8 protein-coding genes are annotated in these 12,707 nt (G+C 69.2%); all 8 read right to left on the bottom strand.

Features of this window, described 5'->3' with window-relative positions; translation table 11 throughout:
• Positions 1-46: 46 nt before the first annotated feature.
• A complete protein-coding gene (locus ACGFNI_RS27860; RefSeq protein WP_393687422.1) occupies positions 47-580 on the bottom strand; it encodes a phage baseplate assembly protein V in 534 nt (177 codons plus the stop codon).
• A gap of 65 nt (positions 581-645) precedes the next feature.
• Entirely contained in the window at positions 646-1,785 is a 1,140-nt protein-coding gene (locus tag ACGFNI_RS27855; RefSeq protein WP_393687421.1) for a hypothetical protein, read from the bottom strand.
• A complete protein-coding gene (locus ACGFNI_RS27850; RefSeq protein ID WP_393687420.1) occupies positions 1,778-2,155 on the bottom strand; it encodes a hypothetical protein in 378 nt (125 codons plus the stop codon). Before ACGFNI_RS27850 ends, ACGFNI_RS27855 begins: the two co-directional genes overlap by 8 nt.
• Positions 2,156-2,160: 5 nt before the next feature.
• Positions 2,161-2,847 (bottom strand): hypothetical protein, encoded by a 687-nt coding sequence (locus ACGFNI_RS27845; protein ID WP_393687419.1) that lies wholly within the window; start codon positions 2,845-2,847, stop codon positions 2,161-2,163.
• 71 nt (positions 2,848-2,918) lie between these two features.
• Positions 2,919-3,677, bottom strand: coding sequence for a hypothetical protein (locus ACGFNI_RS27840; protein WP_393687418.1), 759 nt, complete (start codon positions 3,675-3,677; stop codon positions 2,919-2,921).
• A gap of 13 nt (positions 3,678-3,690) precedes the next feature.
• Entirely contained in the window at positions 3,691-10,308 is a 6,618-nt protein-coding gene (locus tag ACGFNI_RS27835; RefSeq protein WP_393687417.1) for a DUF4157 domain-containing protein, read from the bottom strand.
• Positions 10,305-10,682 carry a hypothetical protein gene (locus ACGFNI_RS27830; protein WP_393687416.1) on the bottom strand — a complete coding sequence of 126 codons (378 nt, stop codon included), beginning with the start codon at positions 10,680-10,682 and terminating at the stop codon, positions 10,305-10,307. Before ACGFNI_RS27830 ends, ACGFNI_RS27835 begins: the two co-directional genes overlap by 4 nt.
• Positions 10,682-12,706: an ATP-binding protein gene (locus ACGFNI_RS27825; protein WP_393687415.1), complete on the bottom strand. Its 2,025-nt coding sequence runs from the start codon at positions 12,704-12,706 to the stop codon at positions 10,682-10,684. The genes ACGFNI_RS27830 and ACGFNI_RS27825 overlap by 1 nt, the downstream gene beginning before the upstream one ends.
• Position 12,707 lies beyond the last annotated feature (1 nt).

Raw genomic sequence — 12,707 nt, 5'->3', positions numbered from 1 at the left:
ACGTCGTACTCCGCTTCTCTCGCGAACACCGGCTGCACCGGAGCCCTCAGCGCTTCTTCGGAATGGTCAACCGGCCCTCATTGATGTCGACTTGATCGCCGACCAGCGAAATCGAGGCACCGTGCCCGTTGTTGATGTGCACACCCGTCGCATCGATCTTCACGTACGCCCCGCCGGGCGCCTCCAGCAGAATGCCGTTCGCCGGCACGTCGCTCATCACGATTTTGTGTTTCTTCGGCGTCTGGATCACCACCGGGTGTGAGGTCGCCGGATCGGTCCGCGCGTCCTCCGGCAGCTCGGCCCGCGAGCCGTACCAACACCCCGTCCAGACAGGGAAACTGGGATCCCCCTGCTCGAACTCCACCCAGACACCCGCACCCACCGACGGCACGACATACTGCCCGGCGGGAAACTGCTGCTCCCCGGTGAAAGGAAAGCAGGGCATGGCCCAGGTCGAGGGCGTATCACCCAGCACATCCGGGACCTGGACCATCAGACGGCCGATCCCCATCGGATCGTCGTTCGCCGTCACGCGGCCCCGGAACTTGCCGAGGAAGCGGTTGTTCGATGCTGCGGCCATGCGAAACGCTCCTGGTCGTACGGCAGTTGGGGCTTTTCGGTGGATCGGTTCGGGCTTCCGGTCTGCTACGGGCGCACGGTGCCGCTCCGCGCCACCAGCCCCTCCCTCGACAGCGTGAAGTTCTGCTGATACGAGCCCGGCCTGAGGTTGTGCGTCACGCTCTTCACGTAATAGTCACCGTCATATGTCACCCCTGCACCCCGCACCCCCACCAACTCCCGTGGCCGCAGCAGATATCCGTGCCGGTTCACATCCAGCTGCCCGGACCCGGAAATCGCATCGGCGGACGTCGCCGCCCGCCCCAGCGCCTCCGCCTCGGCCTGCCCGAGATCCTTCTTCGCCGTGCCCGACAACGTCTTACGCTTCAGCGCGGGCGAGGCGCGGCGGCCCAACGGCGGTCGCAGCGGGCTGATATCGGGCTGCGAGAGCAACCGCGCGTCACGCGTCCGCGGATCCTGCACCCGCGCCTGCGGCTCCTCGCGCGCCGTACCGTCGTACGCGAAAGTCAACTGGTCCACCGTCGAGTTGACGTCCATATTCACATTCAGCGCATGCTGCCGCTGCCCCAGCCGCTGCTCAGGCCCCCAGAACGCGGTCGACCGCCCAGGAACGGGCCCCGGATCCAGATAGAACGTGTAACCATTCGCCGCCGCAAGCTCGTTCAGATACTGCAGATCCGTCCCCGTCTGGTAATCCACCCGCCACTGCTCGCGCGGCGGCTGATGAATCTGCTCCCGGATGATCCTGGTGTCGATCCCGTAATCCGCGTACTTCCCGAGAATCCGCTCCACCCGCTGCGAAGGCGCAAGGTTCGGATATCTGTCGGTCCGCTCCTCCAAATCCATCAACAACGACAGATCCTCCCCCGTCAACGTCAACGTCGTCTGCCCCGGCTGATTACTGGCACCCACCTCCTGCCGCACGATCAGCCCGTCCAGCAGCACGATCGGCGTGCCCTTCACACTGGCCGTCACCACCACCCTGGTCTTCGGATCGAAGAACCCCTCGGGCAGCAGCCGCTCCGTGATCACACCCCGCTTCGTCAGATCGAACGCGATCTGAAACCCGCTCCGTTCACCCGCCGTACTCGTAATCTGCGCCGACAACAGCGCCTCGGTCACCCCCGCAGGCACCGGCCTGGCCAGCTTCGGCCCCATGTACAGCGTGAGATGAATCGGCCCCCGCCCCACCGCCTCATCAGCCATGCCCGAACCCACCACCCGGCAACGGAATCCCGATCTCCCGCCCCGGCTCCTCCGTCAACTCCCGCGGATCCATCACCGGATTGGCGTCGGCGATCCGCCACCACTGCCCCGGATCCCCGAAATACCGCTGCCCGAGCTGATCGGCCCGCTCACCACTACGCACCACATGCGGCGCGACATCCCCCTCGCCCTGCCCCCCGTCCTCCCGAGGCAACGCCGGCAGCAACCGCCGCTTCACATAACGCACTTCAACACCGTCATCCCCCCGATACACCCCGACCTCCGCATCGTGATACCGACTGCTCCGCGGATACGGATGCGCCCCCGGAATGGCATCCAACGCACTCTCATACGGCTCTATCCCACCCATACCGGCTACACACTCCCCATCCCGATATCACTCCCGCGCAACCCCAACTGCCCCAGACTCCCGCCCCGCGCCATCCCTGCAAGCCGCTCCTTCTGCGCCAGATGCGCGAGATACAACTCGGCACCCTTGTGCCCGGCCGGCAGATCGCTCACGGTCAACACCTTCATCCCGATACTGAGCGAAGCCCGCATAGGATTCAGATTCACGTCAAACGCCGACTCATTGACGGAAAGCTCGGTCAGCCGCACGGGCATGACCCGCTTACTACCCCACGTGAACAACGTCAACGGCATCTCGATCGGACTGATCTCGATGGCCCCCTTCTTACTGAGATGCGAGGCGGCCCGCAGCTGCGCGACGGTCGGCTGCACCAGCATTTCCAGGGTGGCGAGCTGCGGATGAATCCCATCGGGCGCGGCCACGTCAAGTTGATCGGTCGAATCAATCTCCGCAGTGAACTTCCAACTCTCCTCCGCAGGCCCTTTAAGCCTCAGCGCCTCGTTCCGGTCCCCACCTCCACTTCCCCCTCCGCCGCCGTCCCCTTCACCCCCGGCCGACTGCGGCGCTATCGACCGCTCCAGGGTGTCGGGGTTGAACTGCAACACGATGATGCGCTGGGGGGTGCCGCGCTCGGGGTCGACGATGACTATGCCGGAGCGGATGGGTTTGGGGATGTCGGCGTAGGTGGTCATTTCTCACTCCCTCAATTCGATGCCGCTGATGTCACGAGCCGCCCCTTTTTCCGTTCGGGCAGGATGACGTGTTACTTCGGGTGCTCAGTCGGGTGAGCCGCGTTCTGCGACTCCTCATTCGGCTGGCGGGCGAGTTCTTCCAGGGCTTCGGCAGTGGGCGCCACACGCTCTTCCGCATCGGCTGTGATGCCGCCGGCTTCCGGGTGTTCCGCTTCGCCCTTCCAGCGGCGGAGCGCCTGCAACGGGGTCAGCCCTTCCTGCCATGCCTGCATGAGGCGTGGCCCCCACACGAGCCCTGCGTCGAGTCCGGCGGGTGCGGCTGCGGCACATGGCTCGTAGTCCGCAGCATCATCTGCTTCGGATGCCCAGAGGTACCCCAGAATCACTCCGTCCAGAGTTACCGGGAGATACCGAACCGTCGATTCCGTGAGGAATGAGTATCCGGTATTCTCCAGAGTGAGCGGAGAAAGCGTTTCCTGGTCCCTTTCGTTTTCCGGTCGCTTGGCGTCGGAAGCAGGCTTGATGTAATCGGGATTCACGATCTCCTGTAGAGCGTCTTCGCTATCCACCGAAAGCAGGTCGGAGCCTTCCGGAATCCCTCCAGCCTCGGGGTCTTCTGGAGAGCCGATCCACTGCCTCATCGCCTGGATCGGCGTTTTCCCCTCGACTCGGGCTCGTTCCATCCTCATGGCCCAACGCGCCGCTGCCAGCAGAGTGTCCTGATCGGACGCCATGCGTCGCAGGAAATAGGCTTCACTGTCCCCTTGTGTCAGCGACAGGCATCCAATGGCCTCGCCATTCAATGTCACTGGAAGATAACTTGTGCTCATTTCTGGCCTTCTGTCATTGGAGAATCACCTTGGCGTAAATATCCCACACTCCGGAAGGGCCCGGCCTGTCGGGGCCTTTTACTCGCATAATGCGGTATTTAGTATTGCGTGGCTGGATCAGTTCTCGCTGTTTCGGGAAATCGCTCTTCACTCCCATCCATACGGCCCTGGAACCGGCCGGTACGTCGAGGTGCAGCCGGTAGCGGTACATCTCCCGTACCTGGTCCTCTGTCATGTGCTCGGTGTCGGGGTACGCGGGCTCTTTCCCCAACGAGCCGGACATGTATCCCCTCTCCACTTGCGTGGTGCCACGCAAGCTTTGCGGGGTGCCTCGGAATCCGGGCAGGAAGCTGATGTCCTGCAGCGACCGGTGGACTGTCACCCCGTGAGGGAGCCGGTGGCTGCCCGTTCCTTGGTCGATCTGCCGCATGCGCTCGCGGATGTCGTCAGCTGTGGGGAATTTTCCGCCGAATCTTGCCTCAAGGTTTCGATAACCTTCAGCCCTGTGGCCACCTTTGAGGATCTCGATCAGTTTCTTCTGCGGGTAAGGGTCATTGTGGATGGCGTCGATCAATTCCTGCTGATCGTAGTTCAGGTCGGCACGGGACACGTTGTAGGTTTCGTATAGGTTCGGGTCGCGCCCACCGAAGAGTCCCTGGAGAGGCTGTGCGACACCTTGCAGCATTTCCTCTGCCGGAGTTCCCCGGGCGATCTGGTTGTACGGCCATGAGGAGTGCGTGTAGTCCTTGAGGGAAGCCTGGACTTCGGCCGGCAGTCTCTCGTACGTGACCGGCGCCAGTTGTTCCGCGCCGTACCTGTCTCCCTCGTTGTTCGTCTTGGGGTCGATCTGCTTGCGCCGCCCTTCGCCTCCGTACTCCTCCTTCCACTTTCCCGAGTTCGATTTCTTGCTCGGGTTCAGGGCGGCGATGATGTCGAAGAGAGATGAGCCGACGGTTTGCAGCCCTGTCAGCCGGTACCACGTACGCATCGCGCTCAGTAGCGCTTGAAGAACCGGTCGTGGGACGCCACGTTGCAGAAGGCCGTCGAGCTTTGGCTGGATACGGGAAACAATCTTCTGGAGTCGCAACTCCTTGGAGTCCCGTGAGTCTTCCTTCTTCTTCCTGCCGTCCCTCTGCTGCTTCTTCTGTTCCTGCTTGCGCTTCTTGTTGTCGCGGAAGTGGTCCCGCTTCTTCTTGAAGAAGTCGCGGGTCTTCTTCGCGGTGTTCTTGAGGGCCTTGCCGACCTTGGACTTGCGGAGCTTCTTGCCGAGGGCCTTGCCGGCGTTGCGGACCTTCTTGAGGGCGGACTTGACCTTTCCCTTGACCTTCTTCAGGGCCCGGCCCAGTGGAGACTTCGGCTTGCGGGGCTTGGTGCGCTTGGGGGCCTCGGTTTCCTTCTTCTTGGACGGCTTGTCGGGCTTCTTGTCCTTCTTGGCGTCCGGCCCGTCCTTGTCCTTGGTGCGGTCCTGGCCCTTCTTGGGGTCCGCCCCGTCCCGATCCGGGTGCTTGTTCGGTGAACTCGCCTCGTCGCGCGTCTTCTTGGCGTCCGCCTCGTCCTCGTGCTTCTTCTTGGACGGGTCCGGCGTCTTGCTCGTCGGGCGGGACGGGGGCTCGGTCTTCGGCTGGTGTTTGGGGTGGGCGGAGCCTGGGGTGCGGTCGGTGGTGGTGCCAGGGCGGGAGGGGACGCGGGGGCCCTTGGGCTTGGTGGGGCGGGCGGGTTTGCGAAGGGCCTGGGTGGCCTTGCGGGCGGCGCCCTTGGCGGCGTTGACGGCCTTGCCCGCGGCCTTGCGGGCGCCCTTGCCGGTCTTCTTGAGGCCGGCGGTGATCTTCTGGGCCATGGCCTTGAGGCGTTTGCCGACGCCCTTGGTGGCGCGGCCCAGGCGCTGGAGGAGGAAGTTGGTGATGAAGTCGAGCAGGGCCACGACTCCCGCGGCGACCGCTTCGGCGAAGAGGCAGGCGGCGGGGCCCGCCTTGACCGCCTTGAGGAAGGCGAAGAACTTGCCGAAGGCCGTCAGGATGGAGCTGACGGTGTCCCAGGCGGCCATCAGGCCCTGGATGATCGTGAGGATGGCGCCCGCTGCGGGCACGATCATCGAGACGACCTTCTCGACGACCAGCGACGCGATCATCATCGGCAGCGAGGCGACGATCGCGTCCCACGCCATCTTGCCGATCTGCTTCAAGGACATGCAGCCCTTGACGAGGACGCTGATGACGGCCTTGCCGAGGCCGAGGATGCCCTCGACCTTGGTGTCGAACCACTGCTTGACCGCCGACTTGATGGCACCCCAGAGGTGTTCCTGGATACCGGTCTTGGCGGCGCTGCCCGCCTTCATCAGCCAGCCGCCCGGGTCCGGCGCGATGTCGGCGACCAGCGCCGCGAACTTGCCCAGCGCCTCGATCGCCGCCTGCGCGAACTTGAGCGCCGCCTTGATCGCCTCGGCGTAGATCTTGATGGCGGCCTTGATGCCCGCTTCGAGGACGTCGAGGAGTTTGTTGAGGCCGGCGGCCAGCGCGTCGAGGAGGGTGTTGACGGCCTTCTTCAGGCCGTCGGCGAGCTTGTTGACGGTGGCGATGGCCGCGTCGCGCAGGCCCTCGATGGCCTTGCGGAACTTGTCGCGCAGTTCGGGGAAGGCCGCCAGCAGGACGTCACCGATGGCGATGAGGGCGTCGGCCAGGACATTGATCGCCTTGATGGCGAAGTCCCGCACCGCGTCGATCGCCTTGTTCGCGAACTCCTTGAACTTGTCGATCAGGCTGTTGATCGCGTTGCGGGCCGCGTCGAAGATCTTCGTGACGGCGTCCAGCAGGCCCTTGAAGAAGTCGCCGACCGCGTCGAGGATCTTGCCGAAGAGGCCGCCCGACTCGTTCTTCTTCTCGTCCTTCTTCTTCTTGGCGTCCTTCTCCGCCTGATCGGCCTGGTGGTCGATGTCCTTGTTGTCGGTGTCCTTGCGGTCCTCGACCTCCTTGTCCTTGCCGTCCCGCTCCTTGGTGATCTTCTCGTTGCCGCCCTTGTGCTCCTTCTCGGTGTCCTTGTCGGCCTGCTCGATCTTCTTGTCCTGCTCGTCGCGCCAGCTCTGGCGCTCCTTGCCCGCCTGCTCGGCCGCCCGGCCGCGTTCCGCCGTCTGCTGCTCGGTGTTGCGGGCGACCTCGCCGTCGATCTCCTGCTGCTTCTCCTGGTGCGCCTTCTGCTCGCCCTGCTGGTGCTGCTTCTCCTTGGCCGCCAGTTCGGTCTGCGACTGGCCCGCCGCACCCTGGATCTCACCGCCGCGCTCCTGCTTGGCGACGATCCCCTCGTGCTGCTTCGCGGAGCCGCCGCCCGACCGCTGCCCGCCGCCGCCCGCGCGCCCCGCCGCCTTCCCCCGCAGCTCCTCCTCGGGCGCGTCCGGGAAGATCTTGTCCTCGCCCATCGGCTTGGACGCGTCCGCCCGGCCGGTGTCCTGGATCGTGCCCTGCTTCTCCTTGAGCTTCTCCGCCTGCTTGTCCGTACGCTGCGGGTCGCTCTCACCCTCCAGCTTGATCTTGGGTGCGGGGCCGACCGTCTTGTTGCGCAGCTCCGGGTCGGTGGTCGGCACCTGGTCCGCCGCCGCCTCGACGCTCTTGGCGTCGCTCTCGGTCAGCTTGCCGTCCTTGCCCGGAGTGACCTTCGGCTGCTGGACGTTGTCGGTCGGCTTGGCGCCCTCGGCCTTGTCGCTGCCCTTGGCCTGCTGCTTCTTGCCCTGCTCCGGCGGGCCGACCTTCTCCAGCTTTCCCGTCACCGGCGCCTCGGGCGCCTCCGCCTGCGGCGCCCCCGACTGGGTCTGCGGCGCACCCGAAGGCCGCTCCCGCTTCGGCGGGTTGGCCGCCAGACGCTTCTGCTCCTCGCCGACCTTCCGGTCCGCCGCCCCGTCGACCCCCGGCAGCGCGGCCTGCGCCTGATCGGGCGAGAGCTTGCTGACGGTACCGAGCGCGGCCTTGGGATCCTGACCGGAGACGTCCGGCGGCTCCTCCTGCTTCTTCTCCTTGGGCGCCTGCCCGCCGCCCCCGCCGCACGCGCCGCCGCCCTCCTCCTTCTCCGGCGCCGGAGCGGGCGGCGCGCAGCCGCCGCCGTCCTTCTCCAGCGACGCGTCCGGCTGCGCCTTGGCGCCCTCCGGCGCGGGCGCGCCCATCTTCCCCGGGTTCTCGGCCTGTTCACCCACCGGGCTCACCGCCGCCTGCGCGACGGACGGCGCCCCGCCGGGACCGGCCGCCGCCTTCGGCGCACTGCCGGGCTCCGCCGCGCCGACGGGACCACTGGGCGCCGCACCGGGACCGGCTTCCTTCGGCACCGCGCTCTTCGCCGCCGGCGCCTCGTTCTCACCACGGGCCGGCGCCGCACCGCGCCGTGCCGCGGGCGATGGATGCCGGTCCTCGACCGCCGTACGTTCCGTGTGCGCACCGGCCGGCGGCGCCAGCGAAGGCGCCGAAGGACCGGGGCCGCCGCCCGCCGCACCAGGGCCCGCCGCGCCGGCCGGCTTGTCCGCCGCCGCGCCCTCAGGCTGCCCCTTGGCCTCCCGCTTCTCCTCCTGCGCGTCCTGGTCCTTCTTGTCCTGCTGCTCGTCCTGGGTCTCCTGGGCGTCCGGCGCGTCGCCGCCGTCGCCCGTGTCCGCGTCGCGTTCCGCGTCCTTGTCGGCCGCGTCCTGCCCGGCCTGCTTCGCGCCGTCCTCGTCGTGGTCCTGCTGCTGCTCGGCCTCCTGCTCCGGATCCCGCTGCTCATCGGTTTCCGGATCGGGGCCGACCTCCTGCTCCACCGGCTTCTCCGGCTGGAGGTCCTTCTCGCTGCGATCGGGGGCATCCGACGCGGGACCGTGCTCGGGCTGCGGCGCCTCGCCCTCGACCGGGCCCCGCTCCTCGCCCGGAGCCTTGGCCTCGGCCTCCGGCGCGTCCTCGTCCTCCTCCTCGTCGGCCTCGTTCTCCCGTTCCTTCTGGACCTGCTCCGCCTTGGTCGGCGGGGGAGCGGGGAAGGACGGCGGGGCGGGGGCAGCCGCGCCGGGCCGCAGCGTGTCGGCGGTCGGCACGGACGACAGGTCGGGGTCGGATTCCGGCACGAAGTCCTCGGGCTTCAGCTCCGCCTCGCCCTTGCCCAAGCCGCCGGCCCGCTGCTCCTCCTGGCCCCCGTCGACCTCCCGGTCCGCTCCCGCCTCAAGGCCGATGGGCCGCTCCTCATCGCGCGGGTCGCCCTCGTCCTCGTCCTTCTCGTTCAGCCCGTGCTCGGACAGCGCGCTGTCGCGCTGCTCGGCCCGCTCGTCCACCTTCTCCGGCCGTACCTGACCCGGCTGTTCCTTCTTCTTCTTTTCCAGCTCTTCCTGCTTCGAGCCGTCGGCGGGCTTCTTCTCGTCGTCCTTGCGCTTGCGCTTGTCGGCGCCCGGGGCGTCGGCCTGATCCGGGTCCTGCTCCTCGCGCTCGCGCTGCTCCTTGCGCTCCTCCTTGGCGCGTTCCTCGCCGTCCTGGCCCCGCTGGGCCTTCTCCTCGTCGGCCCGGTCCGCTTCCTTGCGTTCCCCGGCCTGCTTCTCCTCGTCCTGCTGCTGTTCCTTCTCGGCGCCCGCCCGCTCCTCGGCGCGGTTGTCCTCGGTGGCCTTGCGTTCGCCGGCCTCCTTGTCCTCCGCCGCGGCGTCCTGCTGCGCCCGGCTCTGTTCCTGCTCGCGGGCGCCGTCGCGGCCCTTGGCGTCCTTCTTCTCCTCCTCGGCGTCCGCGTCCCGCGCCTCCCCGGCCTGCTTCTCCCGCTCGCCACGGCCGGCCGCGGTCCGCCGCTCGTCCTCGATCAGGTCGATGGCGTCCGGTACCGGCGCCGGCACGTCCGAAGGGCCCAGAGTGAGCGGCGCGCGCTGCGCCGCCTCGTCGGTCAGATCCAGCAGGCGGTCGAACTCCGGTGACAGCAGCCGCACTTCGAGCCGGTCGAGTACGGACTCCTGAAGGTCGGGTGTCATCCGCGAGAGCTGGGTACGGACCCGGCCCGACGCGTCGGCGGGGTCGCCCCGCAGCGACCGCAGCACCCCGCTCGCCAGCCGGTCGACGACGGTGGCCGGGTCGCTCTGCTCGGCGCGCATGCGGTCCGCGTCCACCGTCGCGTACCGCAGCCACCCCGGCGTGGCCTGCCCCTCCTCGATCTCCGCGGCGGGCGCATCGGCGCGTACGGAATCGCGGAGCGCGCCCGCCACCGACGCCTGCGCCGCCGACTCCGCCTCCCGTTCGATCGACTCCTGCGGGAGGCTCACCGCGCCCAGGTCGCGGCCGGCCCGCAGAGCGCCGAGGCCGTGCGGGTTCTGGACGGTGTGCAGGAGTTCGTGGGCGAGGAGGCGTCGGCCGTCCGCCGTGCCGGGGCGGTAGGTGCCATCGCGGAAGAAGATGTCCTGGCCGACGGCGACCGCGTCGGCGCCCAGCATGTCGGTCAGCGCCCCGGCGTCCCGGTCGGTGTGCAGGCGCACCCGGCCGAAGTCGTGGCCGAGCGTCTCCTCCAACTCCCGCCGTACGGACGGGTCGAGCGGCGCGCCCGCCCCGCTGACGATGTCCTTCGGCTCGGGCGCCCGGGACCTGCCCGCGCGCTCCTTGCGCTTGCGGCGCTTCTCCTCGCGCGCCGCCCGGTCCTCCTGCGCCGACGCCTGGGACGTGCTCACCCGGCCTCACCCCGCCCGGTGAGGCCCGCGTGCACGGCGCGGGCCAGGGCCTCGCCCAGGCGGGCCGGCGAGGTGGTGGCGGGCAGCGGCGGCAGGCCCGCCAGGGAGTCCAGCGTCACGCCCGTGCCGTCCGCCGCCAGCGGTACGCCGCGCTCCCGCACCAGCCGGGTCAGCTCGCGGGTGAAGGACGCCGAGACGCGGTCCGGGTCAAGTCCGGTGCCGAAGCCGGTCAGGGCCAGTTCGCCGATGTCGATGCGGACGGCGGCGGGCGGCGGCCCCTCCGGCGCGGCCGGGCGCGGAGCGGGCGCAGGGGCGGGCGCAGGGGCGGGCGCAGGGGCGGACACCCGCCGCCCGGTGACCTCGTTCAGACCCATCAGACCCATCCGTGGACCTCCGACGGCGTCAAGGAGCGTTCCAGCTTCAGGTATTCGGTGCGCGCGGCGGCCAGCATGTGCCGCATCTGGAGGGAGTCGCCCTCCTCGGCGGCGAGGAAGGCGCCGGACAGCGCGATGTTGCGGATCGAACCGCCGGCCACGGTGAGCCGGGCCAGCTGCGCCGGGTCGATGCCCTTGGTGGGGGCCTGCGCGGGCAGCACCCGGCGCCAGATCTCGGCGCGTTCCTTCTCGCCGGGGAACGGGAAGTCCACGACGAACCGGATGCGGCGCATGAATGCCTGGTCCAGCGCCTTCTTCATGTTGGTGGTGAGGACGGCCAGGCCGCGGTACGCCTCCATCCGCATCAGCAGGTAGCTGACCTCCAGGTTGGCGTACCTGTCGTGACTGTCCTTGACCTCGCTGCGCTTGCCGAACAGGGCGTCCGCCTCGTCGAACAGGAGCAGCGCGCCGCCGCGTTCGGCCGCGTCGAAGACCCGGCCCAGGTTCTTCTCGGTCTCGCCGATGTATTTGCTGACCACCTGGGAGAGGTCGATGATGAAGAGGTCGAGGCCCAGCTCCCCGGCCATCACCTCGGCCGCGAGGGTCTTGCCGGTGCCGGAGCCGCCCGCGAAGAGCGCGGTCACCCCGAGGCCGTAGCGCAGCACCTTCGCGAAGCCCCACTCCTGGTAGACCGTGCCGCGCTGCCGTACGTGCGCCACGACCTCCTGGAGGATCTTCAACTGCCGCTCGGCGAGCACCAGATCGCCCCACCCGGCCCGCGGCTCGATGCGGCGCCCCAGCTCGTCCAGGCCGATCCTGGCCTCGGTGAGACCGGCCTGCCAGGCGAGCGCGGTGGCGTCGCCGCTGCCGTCGCCCGGACCGCCGGGCAGGTCGCGGCGCACGGACGCGGCGGCGGTGCGCACGACGTGCGGCGGCAGCTGGAACTGGGCCACCATCGCCCGGAGTTGGTCCTGCTCCACCTGCGGGATGCCGGCGAACGCGTGCGCCCACATGTCCAGCTGCTCCGCGTCGTCCAGCTTGGGCACCAGCACCCGACGGCCGCGCGGCAGGCCGGTCTGCCGCGGGTCGGGGCCCGCGACGACCAGCGGAACGGCGGCGGCGCCGATGAACGCGTCGGTGGCCGCGGCCTGTTCGTGGTCCAGATCGCCCACCTCGACCAGCAGCGCCGCGGGCAGCAGGATCGCCTCGCGCTGCCACAGCCGGGAGAGCCGGTCCCGTTCGACCGGGTCCGTCGGCACGTCCTCCGCGCTCATCGCGTACAGACCGAGACCGGCCTCGCGGGCACCGAGCGCGGCGATGTCGGCACGGGAGCGCTGGTCGCCGCCGATCAGCTCCACGCGCAGCGGCGCTTCCGGCCCGCCGCCCGCCCACCCGGCCGCGACCTGCGCCGCGGCCCGCCGGTACGAAGGCGGCTGGCCATCCGGTACGGGCGCCCGCCGCAGCATGCCGTGCAGCCGGGTGTCCAGGTACGGGGAGTCGACCAGGAAGTGCAGGATCCGCTCGTCGAGACGGAGGCGGGACGAGGTGAGGCGGGTCTCGTCCTCGATCTCGACGAGGCGCCAGCGGCGCAGCGGCGACACCGGCGTCAGGGCGCTCCAGTGCGGGTCGGCGAGGGCCGCGAGGGCGAGCGCGAAGGTGGGGTGGGCGCGGTCCTGGCCGCCGCTCGCCGCTGCGCACCGCGAGCCGGTGGTGGGCTCCAGCTCAGCCGCCGCGGTGAGCAGCACGACGTCCCGCTCGAACGGGCTGAGGCCGAAGCAGGAGACGAGGGCTTCGAGTGCGGGCGGAGGCGGCGGGGTGGCGGGAGCGGCGCCGGTACCCGTCCGCGTTTCGGCTCCGGCGCTCGCCCGCGCGGCGTGCGCGTCGAGGCGGGCCAGGACCGCGGCCAGGGAGGCGGCCAGGCCGGTGGGCCTGGTGTCCCGGTCCCCGCCGGGCGCGTGCGCGGGCCCGGCGGCGTCCGTGGGCGTGCCGCCGTCCGCGCCGTCTCCTCGGGCCTTACCTGTCATC

Source organism: Streptomyces sp. NPDC048644 (assembly GCF_043199105.1).
Classification (GTDB): Bacteria; Actinomycetota; Actinomycetes; order Streptomycetales; family Streptomycetaceae; genus Streptomyces.
This window is presented reverse-complemented; position numbering and strand designations above follow the sequence as displayed.